General features: G+C 71.6%; 12 protein-coding genes. 6 read left to right on the top strand and 6 right to left on the bottom strand.

Going from position 1 to position 25,774, the window contains the following annotated elements; all coding sequences use genetic code 11:
• Positions 1–219 precede the first annotated feature (219 nt).
• From ABT352_RS29345 to ABT352_RS29335, 3 genes are all read left to right on the top strand, one after another.
• Positions 220–5,511: a non-ribosomal peptide synthetase gene (locus tag ABT352_RS29345; protein WP_350948189.1), complete on the top strand. Its 5,292-nt coding sequence runs from the start codon at positions 220–222 to the stop codon at positions 5,509–5,511.
• A gap of 201 nt (positions 5,512–5,712) precedes the next feature.
• On the top strand, positions 5,713–11,367 hold the full coding sequence (locus ABT352_RS29340) for a type I polyketide synthase (RefSeq protein ID WP_350948188.1): 5,655 nt from the start codon (positions 5,713–5,715) through the stop codon (positions 11,365–11,367).
• Positions 11,364–11,573 carry an MbtH family protein gene (locus ABT352_RS29335; protein ID WP_350948187.1) on the top strand — a complete coding sequence of 70 codons (210 nt, stop codon included), beginning with the start codon at positions 11,364–11,366 and terminating at the stop codon, positions 11,571–11,573. The genes ABT352_RS29340 and ABT352_RS29335 overlap by 4 nt, the downstream gene beginning before the upstream one ends.
• Before the next feature lie 223 nt (positions 11,574–11,796).
• Here ABT352_RS29335 and ABT352_RS29330 read toward each other — a convergent pair whose 3' ends face one another.
• Positions 11,797–16,371, bottom strand: a complete 4,575-nt coding sequence (locus tag ABT352_RS29330; RefSeq protein ID WP_350948186.1) for a bifunctional nitrate reductase/sulfite reductase flavoprotein subunit alpha — start codon at positions 16,369–16,371, stop codon at positions 11,797–11,799.
• Between the two features lie 414 nt (positions 16,372–16,785).
• Between ABT352_RS29330 and ABT352_RS29325 the strand changes: the two genes are divergently transcribed.
• Both ABT352_RS29325 and ABT352_RS29320 read left to right on the top strand, forming a co-directional pair.
• On the top strand, positions 16,786–17,409 hold the full coding sequence (locus tag ABT352_RS29325; protein WP_350948185.1) for an O-methyltransferase: 624 nt from the start codon (positions 16,786–16,788) through the stop codon (positions 17,407–17,409).
• A 200-nt stretch (positions 17,410–17,609) separates the two neighbouring features.
• Entirely contained in the window at positions 17,610–17,807 is a 198-nt protein-coding gene (locus tag ABT352_RS29320; RefSeq protein ID WP_350948184.1) for a DUF397 domain-containing protein, read from the top strand.
• Between the two features lie 156 nt (positions 17,808–17,963).
• On the opposite strand, the gene ABT352_RS29315 is transcribed toward ABT352_RS29320, so the two are convergent.
• From ABT352_RS29315 to ABT352_RS29295, 5 genes are all read right to left on the bottom strand, one after another.
• On the bottom strand, positions 17,964–18,833 hold the full coding sequence (locus ABT352_RS29315) for a DUF3037 domain-containing protein (protein WP_350948183.1): 870 nt from the start codon (positions 18,831–18,833) through the stop codon (positions 17,964–17,966).
• Between the two features lie 22 nt (positions 18,834–18,855).
• The gene (locus ABT352_RS29310; RefSeq protein ID WP_350948182.1) at positions 18,856–19,638 is read right to left on the bottom strand and encodes a HipA family kinase; all 783 of its coding nucleotides are present in this window, start codon (positions 19,636–19,638) and stop codon (positions 18,856–18,858) included.
• A gap of 396 nt (positions 19,639–20,034) precedes the next feature.
• Complete coding sequence (locus tag ABT352_RS29305; RefSeq protein WP_350948181.1) at positions 20,035–21,072, bottom strand: LLM class F420-dependent oxidoreductase; 1,038 nt, start codon at positions 21,070–21,072, stop codon at positions 20,035–20,037.
• Positions 21,051–21,986, bottom strand: a complete 936-nt coding sequence (locus ABT352_RS29300; protein ID WP_350948180.1) for a thioesterase II family protein — start codon at positions 21,984–21,986, stop codon at positions 21,051–21,053. The genes ABT352_RS29305 and ABT352_RS29300 overlap by 22 nt, the downstream gene beginning before the upstream one ends.
• Before the next feature lie 85 nt (positions 21,987–22,071).
• On the bottom strand, positions 22,072–25,548 hold the full coding sequence (locus tag ABT352_RS29295) for a non-ribosomal peptide synthetase (protein WP_350948179.1): 3,477 nt from the start codon (positions 25,546–25,548) through the stop codon (positions 22,072–22,074).
• 34 nt (positions 25,549–25,582) lie between these two features.
• Between ABT352_RS29295 and ABT352_RS29290 the strand changes: the two genes are divergently transcribed.
• Positions 25,583–25,774, top strand: a 192-nt coding sequence (locus ABT352_RS29290) for a hypothetical protein (RefSeq protein WP_350948178.1), incomplete at its 3' end; no start/stop codon positions are given.

Below are 25,774 nucleotides of genomic sequence, written 5' to 3'. Positions count from 1 at the left end.
CGGCGATCCCGGAGCGTCACGACGCTCGAAGATCTTCCCCTACGGCCGAAACCGGCATTACGCCACACGTTTAACTTTCAATCCTTGACTGTCCGATGACGCAAATAATAGGAATGACCTGGCTTATTGCTTGTGAATACTTGGCAGGGCAAAAACCCTGTTTGGGGCTATGGGGGGTGGATGCTCGAAGCGATGCGGGGGGACTCGTCGTCCGCCTCTTTGCCCGGTCCGTCATTCACCTCACCGGCTCCCGCGCCCGTCGCCTGGACGACCGGGCCACCCCACATCGCCCCGGACGCGCTGCTGTGCGACCTGATCGTCGCCCAGGCGGCGCGTACGCCCTCCGCGCCGGCGATCCGTCAGTGGGACGCCGGCCTCACCTACCGCGAACTGGTCGACGCCGCCACCACGCTCGCGCTGCGATTACGTGCCCTCGGGGTGGGCCCTGAGGATCGGGTCGGGCTCTGCGCCAGGCGCACACCGCTGATGACCGTCGCCGCCCTCGGCATCATGATGGCGGGCGGCGCGTACGTCCCTCTCGACCCCGCGCATCCACGCCGGCGACTCGACGAGGTCCTCGACGACGCGGGAATCGCGGTCGTCGTGGCCGACGGCCACGGCCGCGCGATGCTGGACGGATGCGGGCGCCCCCTGGTCGAGCCGGAGACGGGCGTCGCGGCCGTGTCCGAAATTACTTCCGGAACCGCCTCCGGGCCCTCTGCCGTAACGGGGACGGGAAGCGGCGAGAACGTCGGCGGCGGTCCTGCGCTGCCGGGGAACGCCGCCTATGTTCTGTACACGTCCGGATCGACCGGGCGGCCCAAGGGCGTGGTGGTGAGCCACGCCTCCGCGGTCGCGTTCGCCTCCGCCGCGACGGCCCACTTCGGCCTGGACGGCACATGCCGGTCGATCGCGTTCTCCGCACTCGGCTTCGACGTCTCGGTGCTCGACATGCTCGCGCCGCTCACCGTGGGCGGCTGCGCGCAGCTGGTGCCGGACGAGGACAGGACCGACCCGGCGCGGCTGCAGCGGTTCCTGGAGGCGCACGACGTCACCTGGGGGTTCGTCCCGCCCGCACTGCTGCCGCTGGTCGACCCGGCCCGGCTGCCGCACCTGCGCGACCTGATCACGGCAGGGGAGCCGCCGGGTCCCGAGCAGGTGGCCCGCTGGTCGGCGCACACCCGTTTCCACAACTGGTACGGCCCCACGGAGACGACCGTCTGCGTGGTCGGCACCGAGCTGTCGGGGACCTGGGAGCGTTCGCTGCCGATCGGGTACCCCCTGCGCGGCTGCCGGGCGCACGTCCTGGACGAGGACATGCGCGAGTGTCCCGTCGGCGTCCCCGGCGAGCTGTACATCGGCGGGCCTCAGGTGAGCCGCGGCTACCTGGGCCTGCCCGGCATGACGGCCGAGAGGTTCGTACCCGACCCCTTCGAGTCCGCGCCCGGCGCGCGGCTCTACCGCACCGGCGACCACGTCGCCTGGCAGGCGGACGGCCGGATCGCCTTCATGGGGCGGCTGGACCGGCAGGTGAAGATCCAGGGACAGCGGGTCGAGATCGGCGAGGTCGAGTCCGTGGTGCGGGCGCACCCCGAGGTGACGCAGGCGGTGGTCGACGCCCCGGGCGAGCTGGTCGCCTACGTCGCGCCGCTGGACGCTCCCGGACTCGCGGCCCTGCGGGTGCACTGCGCGGGACGGCTGCCGATCTACATGTTGCCCACCCGCGTGGTGCACGTGCCCGCCCTGCCGCTGAACTCCTCGGGCAAGGTCGACCTCGCCGCCCTGCGCGACCTCGCCGGGCAATCCTCGGGCACCTCCCGGAACACGACCGGTGACCGGGACGGCGACGGGGACACCGCAGGGGGCACGGCCGGGAACACGGCCGGGGGTACGACCGGCGGCGCGGCCGGGCTCTCGGAGCTCTCAGGGCTGGCGGGGATCTGGGCACGGGTGCTCGACGCGCCTCCCCCCGGCCCCGACGACGACTTCTTCGAACGCGGCGGGCACTCGTTGCGGGCGATGCGCCTGGTGTCGGCCATCAGGGCGGAACTCGGCAGGGACGTCTCGGTCGAGGACGTCTACACGGCCCGCACCTACGGCGCCCTCTCGTCCGGTGTCGAGAACGCCCCCTTCTCCGACGTCGAGAACATCCTCTCGTCCGGCGTCGAGAACGCCGGCGCGCGGGACACCGCGCCGGCGGGAGAGACCCCGCCGGCGAGGACCTCGGCGAACTCGGCGGGCTCGGCGCCCCCCACGCTGTCGCCCGCGCAACGACGCATGTGGTTCGTGGAGCGACTCGCCCCCGACACCCCCGCCCACAACATCGCGATGGCCGAGCGCCTACGCGGCCCGCTGGACCACGGCGCGCTGCGCAGCGCCCTGGAGTCGGTGGTGGCGAGGCACGAGACGCTGCGCTGGCGGATCACCTCCCGCGACGGCGTGCCCCACGTGTCGGTCGTCCCGCCGGGCGAGGTGCCGCTCCCGCTCGACGACCTCTCGGCGCTCGCCCGTCCCGAGACCGCTCCGGAGACGACTCCGGCAAGCACGTCGAAACCGGCTTGGGAGACCGCGCCGAAGACGGTTCCACAGAGCACGCCGGAGACGACTCCGGGGAGCACGTCGAAACCGGCTTCGGAGAGCGAGCCGGAAGCGGTTCCGGAGACCACGCTGAAGACCGCTCCGGAGAGCACACCGGAGGCGGCTCCGGAGGCCGCACTGCAGAAGGCTCTTGAAACGATTCTGGAGACGGAGGCGCGGACGCGGTTCGACCTGGCGCGCGATCCGCTGCTGCGAGCCAGGCTGATCCGGCTGGCCGAGGACGACCACGTGCTCGCGGTGACCGCGCATCACATCGTCTTCGACGGCTGGTCCCAGGACGTCTTCTACCGTGACCTGAGCGCCGCCTACCGCGGCGACCTCCAGGGGCCGACGGGTGCGTCCTTCGCCGACTACGCGCGCTGGGCGAGGGAGCGGCCGGACGGCGACGGGGTCGACTGGTGGCGTGAGCACCTGAAGGACGCCCCGATGGTGCTCGACCTGCCCAGGGACACCCCGCGCCCTCCCGTCCAGACTTTTTTTGGAGCGCTCCGAACCGCGGAGATTGACAACGAGACCGCAGATCGTGTCAGGCGGCTCGCGGTCCGGCTGGGGGTCACCCCGTACCCGGTGCTGCTCGCCGCCTTCGCGCAGCTGCTCTCCAGGCTGTCCGGGCAGCGGGACCTGCTCGTCGGCACCCCGTACGCCGACCGGGGGCACGTCGCGTTCGAGTCGCTGATCGGCATGTGCGTGCGGATGCTGCCGCTACGGCTGCGTCAGGACCCCGGGGTCTCGTTCGAGGAGCACGTGAGGCGCTGCCGCGACGAGCTCGCCGAGGTCGTCTCCCACGGCGACGTACCGCTGGAGCGCGTCGTGGAGGCGCTGCGCGTCCCGCGCGACCTGGGACGCAACCCGGTGACGCAGGTGCTGTTCAACATGTACAACTTCGCCGAGGCCAAGCTGGACCTGCCCGGGTGCGTGACCGAGCCGCTGCCCGCCGGGCTGCCTGGCGCGCTGTTCGACCTGACGATGTACGTCAGCGAGCGCGGCGACGGATACGCCCTGCAGCTCGTCTACAACCCCGACCTGTTCTCCGCCGCCAGGATGGACGCCCTGCTGGCCGGTTACGCGCACCTGCTGGGCGACCTGCTCGCCGACCCGGGACAGGCGGCGCGCGAGGCCCGGCTCACCCCGGGAGAACCTGCCGCCGCGCTGCCGGTCTGGGACGGTCCCGGGCCGCTGGACACCCTGCACGGCGACGTCGTGGTGGAGGGAGCGGGGCGGAGCCTGGGACACGCGGAGCTCACCATGCTGCGCCACCGTACGACCTCGGCGCTGCGCGCGGCCGGGGTGCAACCCGGCCAGGCGGTCGCGGTGCTCGCCGCGCGGGTCCCCGAGCTTCCCGGGCTGCTGCTGGGAGTGCTGGCCGCCGGGGCCCGCTGGGTGATCCTCGACCCGGCGCACCCGGCTCCGGTGCTGGCCCGCCAGGCCGCCGCCGCCGGCGCCGTGGCGGCCCTGCGCTGTCCGGGCGCGCCCCCTCTGACGGGCCTTCCGGAGATCGAGCTCCCGCAGACCTCGCCCCCGGGAACCACGCCGCATCCCGAGCGGGGCTATCTCTCGCTCACCTCGGGGACCACCGGCGACCCCAAGCCGGTGGTGACCGGTGAGGGGCCGCTCGCCCACTTCGTCGCCTGGTACGCGGCGACCTTCGCGGTGACCCCCGCCGATCGCTTCGCCCTGCTGTCGGGCCTGGCGCACGACCCCGCGCTGCGCGACGTGTTCGTGCCGCTCGCCACCGGCGCCCGGCTGTGCGTGCCGGAGGGGGACCTGCTGCGCGACCCCGTCCGGCTGGTCGCGTGGCTGCGCGAGCACCGCGTCACCGTGGCGCACCTGACCCCGCAGCTGGCCAGGATGCTCTGCGGGACCGGCGCGGTGCTGCCCGAGGTGCGGCTGGTGGCGACCGGCGGCGACCGGCTCACCCACGCCGACGCCGCGCGGCTGCGCCGCCTCGTCCCCGCCGCCCGGCTGGTGGCCTTCTACGGCACCACCGAGACCCCGCAGGCCCACGCCTGGTACGAGATCCCCTCCGGGGTGCGTGAGAGCGCCGAACCCGTCCCCGCCGGACGTGGCATCGAGGGCAGCGAGCTGGTCGTGACCGCCGAGCACGGTGGCCGGGCCGGGGTGGGTGAGCTGGGCGAGGTGGTCGTCCGCAGCGCCAACCTGGCGAACGGCTATCTCGACGCCGAACTCACCCGGCGTCGCTTCACCGGTGACGCCTTCGCCACCGGCGACCTCGGCCGCCTCAACCCCGACGGGACCGTGACGATCGCCGGACGGCGCGACGACCAGGTGAAGATCCGCGGCTTCCGGGTGGAGCTGGGCGAGGTGGAGGCGGCCCTGTCGGCCCACCCCGAGGTCCGCGCCGCCGTCGCGGTGGCCGACCGGGACGAGCGGCGCGAGACGGTGCTGCACGCCTACGCGGTGCCGCGCAGGCCGGGTCCGGCCCCGCCGGGGCTGCTCGACCACCTGCGCGCGGTGCTGCCCGAGCACGCGGTGCCCGCCGAGGTGTTCGTGGTTCCCGCGCTCCCGCTCACCCCCAACGGCAAGGTCGACCGCGCCGCGCTGCGCCGGCCCGTGTCCCGGCCGGGAGGCGAGGCGGGCGGGGAGGTGTCCGGCCCGACCGAGCGGGCCGTGGCCGAGGTGTGGCGGGCCGTGCTCGGCGTGCCTCGGGTGGGGGCGGCCGACAACTTCTTCGAGATCGGCGGCCACTCGCTCGCGATCGCCGCCGTCCAGGCCCGCCTGGGCAGGGCCCTCGGCAGGGAGATCCCGATCGTGGACCTGTTCCGCCACCCGACCATCCGCGCCCTCGCCGCGCACCTCGACGGCGGGGGCCCCACCGCCGGCCTCGACCGCGCCGCACGGCGGCTCGCCGTGCGGCGAGACCGCCTCAAGGACCGCTCAAGGAAGCCGAGCTGACAGCCGCACGATCCCCCGTATCCGACCTCGAACCGACGTCCGCCCCCCTCCGGCCCTCGCGGCCGGACCGGACCCCGTCCCCCCGCCCTCTCCCGCGACCGGGGCGGCGCCCCGACCGGCGACCGCACGACGTCCCGCACCGCGAACCGAGCCACGAACCGACCCGCCGACCCGACCGGCGCCCGGCAGACCGTCGAGCCGGTGACCGAACCGGCGACCCCGCCGGAGACCGAGTTGATGCCCGTCCAACCCCCCGCGCCGGAGCCGACCGCGACCGGCAAGGAAGAAAGGGACCCCCGCATGGCCGAGGAGCCCACCGTCGAACCGATCGCGATCATCGGCCTTTCGTGCCGGGTGCCCGGAGCCGGGGACGCCAGGCAGTTCTGGCGCAACCTCGCCGACGGCGTCGAGTCGCTGACGCACTTCACCCGTGAGGAACAGCGCGCGCTCGGCGTGCCCGACCACGTTCTCGACGACCCCGACTTCGTACCGGCCGCGATGATGCTCGACGACCACCAGGGATTCGACGCCGCGTTCTTCGGCATGTCGATCAGGGAGGCGGAGATCCGGGACCCGCAGCACCGGCTCTTCCTCGAACTGTCGCACACCGCCCTGGAGGACGCGGGCTACGACCCGTTCAGGTATCCGGGCGAGATCGGCGTCTACGCCGGTTCCGGCTCGGACTTCTACCAGTGGATCAACATCAGGAGCAACGCGCAGGCCCACGCGAACGCGGGCTGGCTCGCCGTCATGGTCGGCAACCACGTCGACTACTGCGCCACGCTGTCGTCGTACAAACTGGACCTGCGTGGCCCGAGCTACACCCTGCACACCGCGTGCTCGACCTCGCTGGTCGCGATCCACGTCGCCGCCGAGGCACTGCGCAACGGCGAGTGCGACATGGCCCTGGCGGGCAGCGCGATGCTCGACCTGCCGCAGGGCCAGGGATATGTGTACGACGAGGACGGCATCGTCTCCCCCGACGGCCACTGCCGGGCCTTCGACGCCAAGGCGGCCGGGACGATCTGGGGCAGCGGCGGCGGTGTGATCGTGCTGAAGCGATTGTCGGAGGCGATCGAGGACGGCGACAACGTCCGGGCGGTCATCCTGGGCAACGCGATCAACAACGACGGCGCGGGCAAGGTCGGGTTCTCCGCGCCCAGCATGGACGGCCAGGCCGCGGTGATCGCCCAGGCGCTCGGGGTGGGCGGGGTCGACCCGCGCACGGTCACCTACGTCGAAGCGCACGGCACGGGCACCGCGCTGGGCGACCCGATCGAGGTCGCGGCGCTGAGCAGCGTGTTCGGCCAGGACACCGACGACACCCAGTGGTGCGGCATCGGCTCGGTCAAGAGCAACATCGGACACCTGGGCCAGTCGGCGGGCATCGCGAGCATCATCAAGGCGGTGCTCGCCCTGGAGAACGGTCTGATCCCGCCCACGCTGCACTACGAGAGCCCCAACCCGAAGATCGACTTCCCCAGGAGCCCGTTCTACGTGACGGGGACGCCCACCAAGTGGGAGCGCAACGGCTTCCCCCGGCGCGCGGGCGTCAGCTCGTTCGGCATCGGCGGCACCAACGCGCACATCGTGCTGGAGGAGGCTCCGGCACCGGTCCGCGAGGAGCGCGAAGCCCGCCCGGCGCACCTGCTGCGGCTGTCGGGCAGGACCGACACCGCGCTCGCCGCCGCCGCCGAGCGCCTCGCCGCGCACCTGGAGGCCCACCCCGGCGTCGACCTGGCCGACGTCGCCCACACCCTGCGGGTGGGGCGCAGGGAACTGTCGCGCAGGAGCGCGGTGGTCGCCTCCGACGTCGCCGACGCGATCGCCGCGCTCCGCGACCCCAAGCGGACGATCTCCGGTGCCGCCTCCCGGCGCACCCCGAGCATCGCGTTCCTGTTCTCGGGGCAGGGGTCGCAGTACGCGGGCATGGGCGCCGAGCTGTACCGCACCGAGGAGGTCTTCAGGGACGCGGTCGACGAGTGCGCCGAGATCCTGCGGCCCGTGCTGGGCGAGGACCTGCGTGAGCTGATCTTCGCCACCGGCGAGGAGGCCGGTGAGCGGCTGCGGCAGACGGCGCTGACCCAGCCCGCCCTGTTCACCGTGGAGTACGCCCTGGCCGCGCTCTGGCGCTCGCTGGGCGTCGAGCCCGCCGGGATGATCGGCCACAGCATCGGCGAGTACGTCGCGGCGACCGTGGCCGGGGTCTTCAGCCTGCCGGACGCGTTGCGGCTGGTGGCCGCGAGGGGACGCCTGGTGCAGAGCATGCCCGCCGGAGCGATGCTCGCCGTGCAGCTCGCACCGGACGAGATCGGGCCGCTGCTGCCCGACGACGTGTCGGTGGCGACCGTCAACGGCCCCGGGACGTGTGTGGTGGCCGGTCCCGGTGCCTCGATCGCCGAGCTGGCGGACATGCTGGAGGAGGAGGGCATCGGCCGGATGGAGCTGCGTACCTCGCACGCCTTCCACTCCTCGATGATGGACCCGATCCTGGGTGAGTTCCGCGCGCTGGTCGCCGGTGTCGAACGGTCGGCGCCGAGCCTGCCGTTCCTGTCGAACGTGACCGGCACCTGGATCACCGCGGCCGAGGCGACGGACCCGTCGTACTGGGCGCGGCACATGCGCGAGCCGGTGCTGTTCGGCGACTGCGTGACGGCCCTGCTCGCCGAGGGCGACTGGATCATGATCGAGTGCGGCCCCGGCAAGCAGCTGGCGGGGCTCGCCAGGGCACAGACCCCGCCGGGCGCGGTCGCGCCGCTGCCCTCCCTGCCCGGCCCCAAGGACGCCGCCGGCGACGTGGGCGTGCTGTCGGCCGCGTACGGCACCCTGTGGGTGAACGGTGTCGCGCTGGAGGCGTTCGGCGAGGAGGGGCACCGGGTCTCGCTGCCGACCTACCCGTGGGAGCGCCGGCGCGCCTGGATCGACCCCGACCCGCACGGGACGTTCGTCGGCGGCGTGGCCAACCACGCGCCGGTCGAGGAGGACCTGCCGCTGGACCGCTGGTTCAGCGTGCCGGTGTGGCGGCAGGTCCCGCCGGGGCCGGCGCCCCTGTCGCCGGTCACCCGCGCCCTGGTCTTCGCCGACGACGGCTCGGCCGCCCTGGTGGACGCGCTGCGCGCGACGGGGGCCGAGGTGATCGAGGTGAGGCCGGGCGACGGGTTCTCCGCGGAGCGCTCCGACGGCGTCCACACCGTCCGTCCCGCCGAGCGCGCCGACTACGACGCGCTGCTGGCGGCCGTGGGCGAGGTGCCGGGGCGGGTGGTCCACGCGTGGACCGTCGGCGACGAGCCGGCCGCCGGCGCCGAGGGGACCTGGCGGGCGCAGGACCGCGGCTTCTTCAGCGTGCTCGCGCTGGTGCAGGCGCTGACCTCGGCGCAGCCCGCCGACTCCACCGGCGGGGTGGAGCTGACTCTGCTCACCTCGGGGGCGCAGGACGTCACCGGCGGCGACCTGCTCCGCCCCGAGCACGCGACCCTCGCCGGTTTCCCCCGGGTGGTGCCGCTGGAGACGCCGTGGCTGCGGGTGCGCCACATCGACGTCGAGGGACGCGACTGGATCAGGCACGCCGCCGCGGAGCTGGGCAGGAGGCCGGAACCGGACGAGGCGGGACTGCTGCCCACCGTGAGCATCAGGGGCGGCCGCCGCTGGCTGCAGCACTACGAGCAGCTGGAGGTGCCCGCGGCCGGGACGTCCTCGCCGGAGACGGCCGAGGCGGTCGGCGGGCAGGCGGGCCCCCGGGACGGGCAGGTCTACCTGATCACCGGCGGCCTGGGCGGCATCGGCGTCTCGCTCGCCGAGGACCTCGCCGCGCGGGCCCGGGTACGGCTGGTCCTGCTGTCCAGGACCGGGCTGCCCGACCGGGCGGAGTGGGACGCGCACGAGACCGGCCGCGCGGGCCGGGCGATCGCCGCGATCCGCAGGATGGAGGAGGCCGGGGCCGAGGTCCTGGTGCTCGCCGCCGACGTCACCTCCCCCGCCGACATGCGCAGGGTGCGGGAGGAGACGATCGCCGGGTTCGGCCGGGTGGACGTGATCGTGCACGCCGCGGGACTGCCCGGCGGCGGCATGGCCGAGATCAAGGAGCGGGCCGCCGCCGAAGAGGTGCTCGCACCCAAGGTGGTCGGCACGCTCGCGCTGCGCGAGGCCTTCGGCGACCTCGACCTGGAGGCCGTCGTGCTCTGCTCGTCGATCACCGCGGTCGCGGGCGGATTCGGCCAGGTCGACTACTGCGCGGCCAACAACTTCCTCGACGCGCACGCCAGGGGCGAGCACGGCTGGGGCGCGGCCACGGTCGTCTCCGCCAACTGGGGCAAGTGGCTCGAGGTCGGCATGGCGGCCGAGGTCGCCGCGCCCGCCGGGTTCGTGGCGCTGCAGCGCGGCGACCGGATCAGGGCCGTGGACCACCCGGTGCTGTCCGCCTGGCACGAGGCCGACGGCGAAGGGCTCGGCTGGGCCGGGGGCAGCCTCTCCCCCGACACCCACTGGGCGCTCGACGGGCACCGCATCTCCGGGGTGCCGGTGCTGCCCGGCACCGGGCATCTGGAGCTGGCCCGCTGCGCCGGAGAGGTGGTGCTGCCCGGCACCGGCGCCATCGAGTTGCGCGACGTGGTGTTCGTCGAACCGCTCTCGGTGGCCGACGGCGCCTCCGCCGAGATACGCGTGACGTTCAGCACCGAGACGGACGGCGCCGACTTCCAGGTGCGCAGCGTCATCGGCGGCGAGCAGCGCACCCACGCGCGCGGCACCGCGGCCAAGGTCGACGCCGGATCCGCCGGGCACGCCGACGTGGCGGCGATCATCGACCGCTGCACCCTCGCGTCCGACGAGCAGGGCGGGGTGCCGCTGTCCGGGCTGCTCACGCTCGGCCCCCACTGGGGTCACATGCAGAAGTGGTACATCGGCCAGAACGAGGCCCTGGGACTGTTCGATCTGCCCGAGGAGCTGTCCGAGGACCTGGACGGCTGGGGCCTGCACCCGGCACTGCTCGACAGCGCCACCTCCTTCACCTGGGTCGACGTCGTCGGCCACTACCTGCCGCTCGGCTACGGCCGCATCACCGTCAGGGACCGGCTGCCCGGCAGGTTCTGGAGCCACATGCGCTTCCGCGACAGCGGCACCGACGAGGTGCTCGCGGTCGACGTGACGCTCATCGACGCAGAAGGCGCGATCGTCACCGAGATCTCCGACTACGTGCTGCGCCGCATCAACACCGACGCCGTGGTGGCCGGGGTGACGGCCGACGCCGGAGCCCAGCGGGCCGGCACCGGCACCGTCGCCGCCCCCGACTCCGGCGGCCAGGTCACGACGGCCGCCGGAGGACCCGACGCGGTCGGCATCCGCCCCGCCGAGGGCGCCGAGGCGTTCCACCGGCTGCTCGCCACCCCGCTCGGCGCGCAGGTGGTGATCGCCGCGACCCCGATCGCCGCCTACCTGGCCGGTGTCGGGTCGGTCACCCAGGAGACGGTCGAGACGGAGCTGGACCCGGCCGCCGTGTCGGACCGTCCCCGTACCGGCGCGGCGACCGACGACTACGTGGCGCCGCGCGGTGAGGTCGAGGCCGCCATCGCCCGGCTGTGGAGCGAGGTGCTCGGCGGCGAGCGCATCGGCGTCGACGACGACTTCTTCGAGCTCGGCGGCAACTCGCTCATCGCCGTGCAGCTCATCGCCCTCATCCGCAAGGAGCTCGGTGTGCGGCTGCCGATGCGCAGCCTCTTCGAGGAGCCCACGGTGGCCGGGGTCACCTCGCTGATCGAGCAGGCCCGTGCCACCACGCCGGCGGCGGAGACCGCCCCGGCCGCGAACCAGTCCACCCAGTCCACGATCCCCCGTCTCCCCCGCAGGAGTGAGCAGCAGTGACCGAATCCCTTCCCGACACCAAGGTCGTCCTCAACGACGAGGAGCAGTACTCCATCTGGCCCTCGGGCCGCGACAATCCGGACGGCTGGCACGACGCGGGCTTCACCGGCACCAAGGACGAGTGCCTGGCCCACATCGAGCAGGTCTGGACCGACATGCGTCCGCGCAGCCTGCGCGAGGCGATGAACGCGGGAGGGGCGGGATGACCGAATAGAGGAGGACGTCTTCCCGTCCTCCTCCGGGTTCCGGGCGGGAGCGAACGTGGTTCCCGCCCGCTTCGAACCCGAGTCCGCCGTCCACGACATCGGCGTGCCCATACCGACGAGCGCGCCGACCGGTCGATCCGCACCGGTCGGCGCGCATCTCGGATGTCCCGCTTCCCCCGGTGGTCCGGGCATCGGTCCTCGCGAACACTAGGGCGGCGCGGCCTCAGTACACGTCGCGCACGTAGCGTCTGCTCGCGGCGAGCTGTTTGACGTAGAGGGTGGCCTCGTCGTCGCCGAGGCCGCCGTGGGTGACGGCGATCTCGCGCAGGGTCCGGTCGACGTCCTTGGCCATCCGGCTGGCGTCGCCGCAGACGTACAGGTGGGCGCCGTCCTGAAGCCAGGACCAGAGCCGGCCGCCGTGCTCGCGCATGCGGTCCTGGACGTAGACCTTGGCGCGCTGGTCGCGGGAGAAGGCGAGATCCAGCCGGGTGAGCAGCCCGCCGCGGTACGAGGCGTCGAGTTCGTCGCGGTAGTAGAAGTCGGTGGAGCGGCGTTGCTCGCCGAAGAAGAGCCAGTTGCGGCCGGAGTGCCCCAGTGCCCGGCGCTCGTCCAGGAAACCGAGAAAGGGCGCGACACCCGTACCCGGGCCGATCATTATCATCGACGCGGCCGGATCCGCGGGAGGACGGAAGTGCCTGTTGCGCTGGACGAAGACGGGCACCGGGGTGTGCTCAGGGCTGTCCGCGAGGAAGGACGAGCACACCCCTCTGCGCTCCGTACCCCGTGGGTTCTCGAACCGGACGACCGAGACCGTCAGGCTCACCCGGTCGGGGGCGACGAGCGGGCTGGAGGAGATGGAGTACAGGCGCGGCTTCAGGCGTTTGAGTACGTCCGCCCACTCCTGGGCGGTGGCCCGGACGGGAAGCTCACCGACCACGTCGACGGCCTGGCGGCCCCACGTCCACTTCGCCAGCTCGCCCCCGTTGCCCGGGCGCAGGAACCGGGTGAGGTCGCGGTCGCGGGTACGGTCGGCGACGAACCTGAGCAGACCGGGGGTGATCCTGGTGATCTCCAGTCGGCTCCGCAGGGCCTCACCGAACGGGAGGGGGCCGACGTCGGGGATCTCGACGGTGTCCGTGGGATCGAGGCCGGTCACGGCGAGCCATTCCGCGACCAGGTCGGCGCCGTTGACCGGCAGCACCCCGAGCGCGTCGCCGGCCTGGTAGGTCAGCTCGCCCCCGGTGTCGAAGGTGAACCGCCGCACCTCCTTGGCGGACCCCGGCAGGCTGAGCAGCCGGTTACCGGCCAGGGGCGCGCCGAACGGCGCGGCCCTGCCGGACCCCGCCGGCGACTCGGTGCCCGAGGGCACCGCGGGCGTCGCCCCGAGACCCGAAGGCGTCGGCTCAGGCCCGGACGACGTCGAACCGAAGGCTGACATCGGACCAGGACCTGACGTGCGTCCCGAACCTGACATCGGACCGGGACTCGACGTGCGTCCCGGACCTGACATCGGACCGGAGTCCGGCGTCGGGCCGGAGGCCGAGGGAGACGGATCGAGTCCCGGAGGTGTCGATCCGTGGCCCGAGAGGGCCGGATCGGAAGGTGAGAGCGTCGCCTCCACCCCCGCGCGCGTGGGCTCGGGCGCCGAACTCGCCGGGGAGGAGGCGGAAGGTGTCGTCGGGGAGGGGACTGAAGGTTCGGCGAGGGCGGTGAGCAACCGCTCAAGCCAGCCGAGGGCCCGCGAGTGGTCATCGGGCTCGCAGTCCACCCGGGGTGCCAGGCGCTGGGCGCCCAGCTCCTCAAGGCGCTGGTCGAGCCGCCGGCCGTGACCGCAGAAGTCGTCGTAGCTGGAGTCGCCGAAGGCGAGTACGGCGTAGCGCACGCCGTCGAGCCGGGGCGCGCCGGACCCGATGAGGGCCTCCCAGAACCCGACGCCGTTGTCGGGGGCCTCGCCGTCACCGAAGGTGCTGGAGATGACGAGCAGGTCCGCGCCACGGGGGATGCTGTCCGGAGCGCAGTCGGCCATGCTGATCAGCCGGGGGGCGCGCCCCGCGCCGGTCAGCCTGTCGGCGCTGGCGACGGCGAACTCCTCGGCGTTTCCGGTCTGGGAGGCCCACAGGACGACGATGTCGCGCGTCGGCGGCACCGGATCGCCGCTCGCTCGCCCGGGTGGCGGCGCGAGGGTCCGGGAGAACATCCCGGCCAGCACCCCGTTGATCCACAGGGCGTGGGCGGGATCGACGGGGGCGTGGTCCGGCAGGACCGGCACGAGCGTACCCGCGGACGCCGAACCGTCGTGAGCGGACCCCGCTCCCTCCATGGCGAACGCCGCGCCGTCGAGCGCCGACAGGAAACCGGCCATGTAGCGGCGCTCGTGGTCGGCGAGCACCGGCGGCGTCAGGTCGGCCACCCCGAGCAGACCGGCCAGCGCGGCGATCCGGGCGGGCCGGGAACTCTCCGGGGCGGTTCCCGTGTATCCCGGGGCCGCTGAGGACGCCGGGAAGGCCGACGCCCCCGCGTACCCGGGAACCGTGGGGAACGCGGACGCCCCGGCCTGCTCGGGTACCGCGAGGGCTCCCGCCCTCCCTGTGTGCCCGGAAACCGAGGAGGCCCCGTGTTCGGGAGCCGCGGGGGACGCCTCGGAGGCGACCCTGGTGAGGGAGACCGCGCACACCTTGAGCTCGGGCTGGAACGAGATGGGATCGACGGCGTCGCTGGTGACCGCGTTGACGCTGAGATACTCGCCGAACAGGTCGTTCCAGTGGAACGGCGCGAAGCAGTCGCCCGGCATGACCCGGTCGGTCAGGCGGGCGGGCAGCACGGCCCTGCCGCGCCGGGAGGCGATCTCCACCAGGTCGCCCTCGCCGATCCCCTGCTCGGCGGCGTCGCGCGGGTTGATCTCGACGAAGGGCCCGGGGTTGAGCTTGTTGAGCTTGGCGACCCTTCCCGTCTTGGTCAGGGTGTGCCACTGGTGCTGCAGCCTGCCGGTGTTGAGGAGGAACGGGTAGGCGTCGTCGGGCAGCTCGGCGGCGGGCAGGTGCGGGCGGGGCAGGAAGGCGGCCCTGCCGCTCGGGGTGGCGAAGGCGAGACGCGGACGGCTGCCGTCGGGCCGGGTCAGCGTCGCCTGGCTGGTGCCGTCGTTGAGGTAGCGGACGGGGTTGCGTTCACCGCCGTCGGGCGCGCTCGGCCACTGGACGGGGGTCTCGCGCAGCCGCTCGTAGGTGACGCCCCGCAGGTCGTAGCCGGTCTTGGGATTCCACGCCCGCTTGATCTCCTCGAACACCTCCTCCGCGCAGGTGTAGGAGAAGGCGTCCTCGAAGCCCATCTCGCAGGCGACGCGGGCGATGATCTGCCAGTCGGGCAGCGCCTGTCCCGGCGGTTCCACGGCCTGCCGCAGCAGGGTGAGGTTCCGCTCGGAGTTGACCATCACGCCTTCGGTCTCGGCCCACATGGCCGCGGGCAGGACCACGTCGGCGTAGGCGTTGGTCTCGGTGGCGGCGAAGACGTCCTGGGTGACGACGAACTCGGCGGCCTCCAGGCCCGCGATGACGGTCCTGCGGTTGGCGACGCTGGCGACCGGGTTGGTGCAGATGATCCAGCACGCCTTGATCTCACCCTCGGCCATGCGGGAGAACATCTCGATGGTCCCCTGGCCGACCTCGGTGCGCAGCGTGCCGGACGGCAGGTTCCACAGCTCCTCGGTGAAACGGCGGTCCTCCTCCACCAGCACCGAGCGCTGGCCCGGCAGGCCCGGCCCCATGTAGCCCATCTCGCGTCCGCCCATCGCGTTGGGCTGACCGGTCAGGGAGAACGGGCCGCTGCCGGGGCGGCAGATCGCGCCGGTGGCGAGGTGCAGGTTGCACAGCGCGTTGGTGTTCCAGGTGCCGTGCGTGCTCTGGTTGAGCCCCATCGTCCAGCAGCTCATCCACTCCCCCGCCGCGCCGATCCACTCGGCCGCCCGGCGCAGGTCGTCCTCGGGGATACCGGTGAGGCCGGCGACCGTCTCGGGGGGATAGTCCCGCAGGAAGTCCGGCATCGCCTCCCATCCCTCGGTGTGCCGCTCGACGAACTCGTGGTCGACGTGGCCGCCCTCGACCAGCAGATGGAGCAGCCCGTTGAGCAGGGCGAGGTCGGTGCCCGGCCTGATCCGCAGGAACAGGTCGGCCTTGTCGGCGGTGGCGGTACGGCGGGGATCGACCACGATGAGCTTGGCACCGGCCTTGACCCGCTCCATCATGCGCAGGAACAGGATCGGATGGCAGTCGGCCATGTTCGCGCCGATCACGAAGAACAGGTCGGCGCGGTCGAAGTCCTCGTAAGAGCCCGGCGGGCCGTCCGACCCCAGCGACAGCTTGTAGCCGCTGCCCGCGCTGGCCATGCACAGCCGGGAGTTCGACTCGATCTGGTTGGTGCCGACGAAGCCCTTGGCGAGCTTGTTGACCAGATACTGCGCCTCCAGCGTCATCTGGCCGGACACGTAGAACGACAGGGCGTCCGGCCCGTGCTCGTCCAGGATCCGCCGCAGCCCGCGAGCGGTCTCGCCGATCGCCGCGTCCACACTCGTCGGCCTGGGCTCGGCGCCCCGATCCGGCCTGACCAGCCCGCTTTCCAGGCGGCCGGGGGCGGCGAGCATGTCCGCGGTGGTCGCCCCCTTGGTGCACAGCCGACCGGCGTTGGCCGGGTGGCTCTTGTCACCGGATGCCTTGACGACCCGGCGCCGCCCGTCCACCTCCAGGACGATCCCGCAGCCGACACCGCAGTACGAGCAGACCGTCTTCACTTTCTCTGACGCCGCCATAGGTCCCTTCTCCCTGAGCAGGGGCCCGTGACGCCCTCCGCCGAACAGCGGGGACACCAAAGCCGCATCGGGCGGATCCAACGACGGAAACATAAGAAACAGGCGTTACGTAGATGTCACATCTGTCCGCGTCCGCCTGTTACATCCACATCACCGCCGATCTCCCCCGGCCACGCGCGACTCTCTCCGAGACTCTCCTGGCCTCGAACACCCGAAAACGCCCCACGCCATACCGAAGCGGAACGTACTCCCCTAACTCCAGGTGCTTCATGAGCCTCTCGGCATGGGCATCCCCGTGTTGGGCGGTGAGCACCTCCCGGAAAGGCAGGATCGACCACATCGCGACTTCAGCAATTCGCACGCATTGGAGACCGGCCCATGGATCTGTGACGTCAATCGCCTTAACCTGGGGCGATGTCGGTTGGCGGTACGGCGGCGTATGTCGATCTCGCGGGATTACCTCCACTGGTCAGGCGTGCGCTCCAAACAGCACAGGGGGCGGGCTTCGCTCCTTCCTGCCGTCCTGAGCAGGGGCGACTGCTGTACGCCCTGGCGGCCGGCGCCGACGTGATCGGAGAGACCGGCACCGGGTGCGGAGTGGGCCTGGCATGGCTGGCCTCAGGCGCCCGACCGGAGGCACGCCTGGTCAGCGTTGAACGGGACGCACATCGAGCGTCCCTGGCTGCCCAGGTCTTCCTCGATCATCCACAGGTCTTGGTGATCCGTGGCGACTGGCGGGAGATCTATCGAGACGGCCCCTATGACCTGCTCGTGCTCGATGGAGGCGGCCAAGGCAAGGGCGGTGAGAAGCCCGCTGATCCGCACAGGTTACTCAGGCCAGGAGGCACTCTGGTCATTGACGACCTGACCCCGGCCCGGCACTGGCCACCGCGATTCGACGGCGCTGTCGACCAGGCGCGGATGCACTGGCTTGATCACCCCGGGCTGGATGCGGCGGAACTTCGGCTCGCGCCGGATCTGGCCGCGCTCGTGGCCACTCGCCGTTTCACCGAGACGTCCAGCATGACGGATCACTGAACCGGGTCACGCAGCCGGCTTCCTGATCGAGGCGACATCGACGGTGCCCGGGTAGACCCGATCGCGGTTGTCGGTGCGCGGCGGTACGTCTCGGTGTTCGATTACCTTCGGGCAGCGGCCCTCAGTCCTGCCGACACGGCGACTATGCTGACAAACGCGCTGAACAACCCGGCGTGAGTGTCCGACCGAAGGGGCGAGCGATGTCCGATCCGGTAGACCTGACCACCGCAGCGTGGCACAAGAGTTCGCTCAGCGGAGCCAACGGCGACTGTGTGGAGGTCGCGAACCTGGGCGACGTCGTGGCCGTCCGCGACTCCAAGAACCCCGGCGGCCCCAGGCTCGTCTTCACCCGTGGCACCTGGTCGGCCTTCGTCACGCAGCTGAAGAACGACGTGTAACTCCCCGGGACCGGGACCGGAGCCGGAGGGGAGACGGCCGCTCGCCTCGACGGGCGGTGAGTTTTGGGCACCCGGCGTTGGGATCGTACGGGCCATGGGCCGCACGATCCCAACAAAGACCGTCAGGTGACCAGGTCGGGGCGAGAAGGGCATCGGTTACAAACGCCTCAAAAGCATCTCGGCGCGAGCGCCCACAGCTTCGACGTCCTCGAGTGAGTGAACCTGGGCGGACAGGCTGGCGAAAATTTCCTGAGCTTCCTCAAAGACATGTTCCTGCGCCGATGTCTCAGGGGGGGCGATGACCACCTGCAGGTCCACGTTCCTGTCGATTGTGCTGACTCGCTGATTGTTCGAGTCGATCACCCGGGCCTCATCGCCCTGACGGAGTCTGTCTATGGCGTATCCCCACGCCTTGACCTGCATGGACACACCATCCAAGCTCGATCGCCTGAACGACCATGCCTGCGTCAACTGCACCGCGCGACCGTTCGCGATCGCAAAGTCCATCGTGTAGTTGACATGAGCGCCGACGAACACATGGGGACGGTGGTGTATCAACGACTCGTCGATGTCCGCACGATGGTAGACATCACGCAACCGACGAGTGAGGACGTCCTTTGTCACTCCCAGGCGGGGTTGGGTGACAGGATCAATGATCACGTGTTGGAACACGCGTTCCAGCGCCTCGCGGGCGTTGTCAGCCAGGATCGGCGTCGGCGGGCTGAGCTGAACAACGTTGCGATGGTCGTGGTGCAGCCTCTGCAACCACTCCTCGCCCAGAGGTTCGCCACCCTCTTCCATGAGCGCGCGATGCGCGTCGATGTCCGCACCAAGTTGCAGCATGAAGCTACCGGCGATCTCCAGCACCGCGACAGGCGCGAACTTGCGTATCCGGTCAGTCTTGCTGAGTTGACGGATCTCCCAGTCCCCCGTGACGGGATCTCCGGCTATCGCCCCGTAGTTGACGAACTCGCCCGTGCGTGGATCGGGAAGACATCTGATGATCGAATATAGGTAACGGCTCATCTTGACTCGACCTCCCTTCCCATCAGTGCTCGAACGCGATCGGCAACAGCAGGTGCCCTGTACTCAAGGAACCAGCCGGTGCCTCCAGATCGTCGTCACTAACTGGCCACGATGCTGGCACGCCACGCAGGACGTTGACGAGAGCATCACGGTTGATTTTCTCAAGTGCTGCTGCCACTTGCTCGACCGCCTCCTCGCTGAGACCATCCGAGGCGTCGGGGAGCTCGTTGGGTTCGTCGGCACACTGGATCAGGTAGGGCTTCTTCCACTGTCCATCGTTCGCCGGAAAGTACAGGCCATGATCATGGCTGTAGATGCTTTCGTCGTTTTCGAGGTCGTACAGCCACTGCGGGTCGCAGCCGAAGCACCAGTCCCATAACGCATACACAGCCACCTGTCGCCTCTGGTTGTCGTCTCGCGATCGGGAGGCCAGGACGGGACGGCGTTCGATCGCATTGGGGATGGCGAGGCTGGCGTGTGCGAGCCCTGCTTCAAGGTGTCCTCGACCTACCGGCCAGCCGACGAATTCCTCAGGAATGCGGATGAGGCTGCCGTTACACACGGGCGCACCGATCAGTCGACCAACGCCCGACACCACATACTCGATAGCCACCGACATCTTGGTGTGATCTTCGCAGGCGTCAACGCATTTGACCCAATAACGGCGATCATCACTGGCAACGGCCAGAAACGGGCTCGCGAAAGTGTTCCCACCGGGGGTTAAGGGCATGGTCATAATCAAATCGTTGAAGCTGTCATCTCGACTGCCGACCAGCCCAGCCCAGTCTTCCAGCCCAACCAACACGGCCGCCCTTTTCTTAATCGATCCGAAGGGCTTCGCCTGCCGTAACCATAGAACAGCAGCGGTGACCCGTCACCCGATTTTGCCATACAAGAATCCAATGGTCTCACCTTTTCAAATTAACCGCAGGCGAGAGTGAACCACATCTCAGTCGATCCGTGTTTTTACTGATTCAGCACGTTAGATAATTATTTTTGTCGATCCAAACGGGCGACGCAACCCACAAGAGTCGCCACGAAAAAACACAGATTACCCAAGAGATATATCTAACATCCTAAATGAGTAAATAGCCGAAAGAATGGCCGATTACATCAGCGACGGCACCCTGCTTGGAGGGCCACCTGAGGCAGTCGCATCCCTTGCCGTGGGCCGTACGATCCCGGCGGATCCGATGGAACGTCAGGCGACCAGGTCCGCCACCAGTTCCAGTTGTTCCAGGCGGAGGCGGAGGGTCGGGGTGACCAGGCCGACGACGAGGGAGGTGGCGCCCGCCTCGCGGTAGGCGGCGACCCGTTCGCGGAGCTTGCCGGGCGGCCCGCACATCGTCATCGCGTCGACCAGGCCGTCGGGGAGCAGCGACATCGCCTCGCCCTGACGCCCGCCCAGGAACGCCTCCTGGACCGCCTCGGCCTCCTTCTCGAAGCCGAGGGAGCGGGCCAGACGGTTGTAGAAGTTGGTACGGCGCGAGCCCATGCCGCCCAGATAGAGGGCGAGCATCGGCCGCATCATGTCGAAGGCGAGTTCCTCGTCGTCGTCGACGAGGGTGAGGATCATCGGGGCGACGTCGAAGCCGTCCAGGGTACGGCCCGCCCGTGCCGCGCCGGCGCGCAGCTGGGCCGTGCGCTCGGCGAGGTGCTCGGGCGGGAAGTGGATCGCGAGCCAGCCGTCGGCCAGCTCCCCGGCGAGCGCGGTCGTCTGCGGGCCCATCGCGCCGAGATAGACGGGGAGGTGCTTCTGGACCGGGGAGACGCCCAGGGACAGCTCCTTGCCCTGCCCGCCGGGGAGCGGCAGCGTCACGGTCTCGCCCGAGTAGCTCACCGGGCGTCCGGCCAGGGCGAGACGCAGCACCGACAGGTAGTCGCGGGCGCGGGCCACCGGCCGGTCGAAACGCTCCCCGTGCCAGCCCTCCACGACCTGCGGCCCCGACACGCCCACACCCAGCCGGGCCCGGCCGCCGGAGATCTGGTCGACGGTGGCGGCCGTCATCGCCGCCACCACGGGCTTGCGGCCCGACATCTGCAGCACGCCGGTGCCCAGCGCGATCCGCTCGGTCTGTCCCGCGATCCACGCCATCAGGCTCGCGGGGTCGGTGCCGTAGGTCTCGGCGGCCCACACCGACTCGTAGCCCAGCCTCTCGGCCTCGCGGACCAGGGTGAGGTGGTCGGCGGGACCGAGCCCGGCACCGCCCCAGTAGCTCATGCTGTAACCGAGACGCATCCGATCTCCTCTGCGATGACGGTGGCGAGCAGGTCGGGGGTCTCCTCCGCCAGCCAGTGTGAGGCGTCGAGCTCGCGCATCGACGGCCGAAAGACGCTCTGCCTGCGCCAGCCGAGCAGCCCGCCGCGCGACATGGAGCCGTCGCGGCTGCCGTACAGGACGGTGACGGGTACGGGCAGCGGCGGCCCCTGCCGGTGCCGGTACCGGGCGAGCATCCCGAAGTCGGCGCGGAGTGCGGGTTCGAGGATCGGCCTGAGCACCTCGCGCTCGGCCACCTCCGCCGGAACCCCGCCCAGCTCGATCAGCTGGTCCCAGAACAGCCACGACGGCAGGGAGGGCAGCCTGCGCAGCAGGAGCGTGACGTCCGGCGCGGCGAAGGACCCCACGAGCAGCCGCTGGGGCCATCGCCCTCCCGGCCCGGCCGAGGGATCCGATCCGGCGGACTCCGGTGGCGGGTCTTCTGCGCGTACGGCGGGCCCGGACGAGTCCGGGGGTACGGGTCCGGACGCCCCCGGGGGTACGGTCCCGGATGACCCCGGGGGTACGGTCCCGGACGGCCCCGGGGGTACGGTCCCGGACGGCCCGGAGGCGGGGGCGAGTTCGGTGAGGCGGCGGCAGACCAGGTAGGCCAGCAGCGCGCCGCTGCAGTAGCCGAACAGCGCGTACGGCTCGCGGGCGTTCGCCAGCAGGTCGCGGGCCAGGACGTCGACGAGCGCGTCCAGGTCCTCGACGGGCGGCTCCGCCAGCCTGGCCTGGCGGCCGGGGAGGTTCACCGACCACACGTCGACCTCGTCGGGGAACCGCCCGGCCAGGTCGGTGAGCGAGGCGGGACCGCTGCCCGCGTTGGGGAAGACGTACAGGCGGATCCGGCCCCCCTGCCGCTCCCCCACCGGCACGAACCACGGCGCGGTCATCGCGTTCCTTCCGGTGCCGAGACGCCGGACTCCGGGGAGCCCGGTCCCGCGAAGGAGGCCGGGAGCCGTACGACGGGGATGGACGTCACGAACCCGCCCCTTCCTGGATGAACGCGGCCAGCTCGGCCGGGGTGGGATGGTCGAAGACCGCGCGGACGTTGATCGCCCGGCCCGCGAGCTCCTCCAGCGGTGCGATCAGCCGTACGGCGAGCACCGAGTGCCCCCCGTTGAGGAAGAAGTTGTCGTGCTCGCCGAGTCCCGGGCGGCGCAGTGCCTCCCGCCAGAGCCGCAGCACCCCCTCGGCGAGTTCCGAGCTCGCCGGGGCACGGGGGCCGGACGGGGAGGCGTCCTCGGGGACGGTGAGCCCCCGATAGTCGATCTTGCCGTTCGCGGTCGTCGGGAACTCGCCGGCCAGGACGATCCCCGAGGGGACCGCGTAGTCCGGCAGCCGCGTCCCCGCGTACCTCCACAGCTCCTCCCGCAGCGCGGCCTCGGTCTCCCCGTCGGGCGGGTCCGTGGGCTGCACGAACGCCACCAGCCGGTCGTCGTGGACGATGACGGCCGCGACCTTTACGGCGTCGTGGTGGTGCAGCACCGCCTCGATCTCGCCCAGCTCGATGCGGTGTCCGCGCAGCTTGATCTGGCGGTCGTCGCGGCCGAGGAGTTCCAGGGTCGCGTCGTGCCTGAGCCTGGCCATGTCCCCTGTCCGGTAGAAGCGCCCGTGGCGGGGATGTTCGCCGAACCGCTCGGCGGTCAGCTCAGGGCGGTTGACGTACCCTGCGCCCACCCCGTCGCCCGCCACGCACAGCTCGCCGGGCACGCCCGGCGGGGCCTCGCGCCCGTCGGCGTCCCTGACGAAGATCCGGGTGTTGGCGAGCGGCACCCCGATCGGCACCGGATCGGCCGGGGGGCCGAGGATCTCGGCGGCGGTGGACCAGATGGTCGTCTCGGTCGGCCCGTAGACGTTGAACAACCGGCAGCCCAGGCCCAGCAGGTCAGTGGCGAGCGCGGCCGGCATGGGCTCTCCGCCACAGAGCACGACGCGCCCGGCCAGCTCGTCGCGCGCCTCGGGGGCGATGAGCCGCCACGCCGTCGGGGTGGCCTGCACGACGCGTACGTCCCGTGCCGCGATGAGTTCCAGGAACCTGCGCGGCTGCAGCTGGTCGTCGTCGGAGGCGACGACCAGGGTGCCGCCGACGGTGAGCGGGAGCATCAGCTCCAGGGCCGAGATGTCGAAGGAGGTCGTGGTGGACCACAGCACCGCGTCGGCCGCGCCCGATCCCAGCCGGCCGGCGAAGTCGAGGACGAGGTTGGCCAGGTTGCCGTGGGTGACGGCCACTCCCTTGGGCCTGCCGGTGGACCCCGAGGTGTAGATCACGTAGGCGATCGACTCCCCGGATATCGTCGCGGAGACCTCGGCCGGATCCAGCGGTCTTCGCGCCCCCTGATCCGCCTCGGCGCCGGACGCGGGGGCCTGCGGCATGAGGAGTACGGGCGTCTCCCCCGCCCAGGGAGCCTCGGAGTCGGCGACGACCAGGCGGGCACCGCAGTCCTCCACCTGGTAGGCGAGGCGCAGCTCGGGCTGGCGCGGGTCCAGCGGCAGGTAGGCGGCTCCGGCCGCCCAGACGCCGAGCACGGCGGCGACCATCTCCGCCGAACGGCTCAGGCCGAGCGCCACGATGTCGCCGGGGCCCGCGCCGTGCGCGACGAGGGTGTCCCGCACGGAGGCCGCCCAGTCGAGCAGCTCGCCGTAGGTGACCTCCCGGTCGCCGTCACGGATCGCCGTCACGGTGCGAGGCTCGCGGGCGGCCTCCGGATCGCCGTCACCGATGACCGCCTGGGCATCGCTCCCGTGCACGACCTCCGGGAGGCCGTCACGGATCACCGCCCCGGCACCGCTCTCGCGAACGACCCCGGGCAGACCGTCACGGATCACCGCCCCGACACCGCGCTCGCGGCCGACCTGCCCGTCGCCGGTTTCGAAGCCCCCGGTGCGGGTGACGATCCGCTCCAGCAGCGTGGCCGGTCCTTCCCAGGTCCGCGCGGTGTCGTTGAGCCGGTCGAGCAGCCTCCGGTCGCCCGCCGAGAGGGAGTCCAGCTCCCGCTGGGGCCGGTGCGCGTCCTTCGCGGCCCGCCGCAGCAGCGCGGTCATCCGCGCGACGAACGCGGCGATCTCGGCCTCGTCGTGGACCTCCGTGCTGTGCCAGACCCTGAGCGTGAGCCTGCCGGGCTCCTGCACCGCGATGCACTGCAGGTCCAGGCGGCTGCGGTCGAACAGGTCCTCGACGTACTCGGGGACGGAGCCCAGGATGCTCACCTGGTCGTCGGTCCACGGCCGGTAGTTGAACATGTGCCGGAACAGCGGCACCCTCCAGTCGCCGGTGCCGTGCCCGCGCTCGACCAGCACCGCCTCCACCGAGGCGTCCGCGTGCTCTACGCCCTCGAAGAAGACGTCCTCGACCCGTCTGACCAGGGCCGCGAAACCCTCCTGCGGATCGGCGCGCACCCGGATCGGCAGGGTGCTGACGCCGTAGCCGACATGGCCGCGCATCGCGGCCGTCCTGGTGGTGACCGGCATCGCGGCCACCAGATCGGGACCGGCGCCGTGCGCGCGCAGGGTGAGCATGAACGCGGCGGCGAGCACGATGTTGTCGGTGGTGCGCAGGCCGGTCCGCAGCGTGTCGAGCGCCCGGCGCGTGTCCGCGTCCACCTCCCAGGAGCAGGTGTGCCCGGCGAAGGTGGGCCGGGCGGGCGACGGCCTGCTGCCGGGGAGCACCATCGCGGCCGGGTCGACGTCCCTGAGCCTGTCGAGCCAGTAGTCCAGCGACTCCCGGGACGCCGCTTTGGGCTCCAGCATGGGCGCGGTGCCCGCGAGCGCGGCGGGGAGCGGCTCCTGGCTCGTCTGCGCGTCGTAGAAACCGCCCAGTTCCTCGACGAGGAACTGCATCGAGGTGGCGTCGATCACGATGTGGTGCGCGACCAGGCAGACCACGCTCCCGCCGCCGTCGGGCAGCGTGAAGTGCCCGGCCCGAAAGAGCAGGTCACGGCCCAGGTCGAAGGGTTCGTCCAGGAAACTCTGCAGGTCGGCGACGAGCGTCTCCGGCGTGGTCTCGCCGTTCACCAGCTTGATCTGCGCGTCCTTCGGGGCGGTGAGGTGCCGTACGGGTGCGCCGTCCACCTCGGGAAACCGCAGGCGCAGCGCCGGGTGCCGCTTGAGCAGGCGGTTCACCGCGATCTGCAGCGGGAGCCTGCGCAGCGGCTGCCGGGTCCTGAACGCCACCGCCAGGTTGGACACCCCGCTCGACCCGGCGAGCTGCTCCAGCACCCAGAACGAGTACGGGACCGCCTCGGGCCTGCGCAGTGGCTCCGCGGGCTCCGGCAGGCCCTCGGGGAGCCGTGACGCGTTCTCGCGTTCCCGCGCCTCGGGAGCCGGCGACGCATTCCCACGTTCCCGCACTTCGGGTGCCGGTACGGGAACGGGCGTCACCTCGGCGGGGCGGTGCCCGCCGGGGACGGGCAGTCGCTGCAGAGGGTGGTCGGGGTCGAGCGCGACCCAGTCCACCGGACAGCCGAGCGTCCACAGCCGGGCGAGCGCCGTGAGCAGACCCCGGCGGTCGTCCCCGCAACGGATCGTCTCCTCGCCCGGTGATATTCCCGCCGTCCCTGCCGTCCCTGCCGTCCCTGCCGTCCCCGCCGTCCCCGCCGTCCCCGCCGTCCCCGCCGTCCCCGCCGTCCCCGCCGTCCCCGCCGTCCCCGCCGTCCCCGCCGTCCCCGCCGTCCCCGCCGTC

This window comes from Streptosporangium sp. NPDC000563 (assembly GCF_040299985.1).
Classification (GTDB): domain Bacteria; phylum Actinomycetota; class Actinomycetes; order Streptosporangiales; family Streptosporangiaceae; genus Streptosporangium.
Note: the sequence above shows the minus strand (reverse complement) of the source record. Positions and strands in the feature narration are given on the sequence as shown.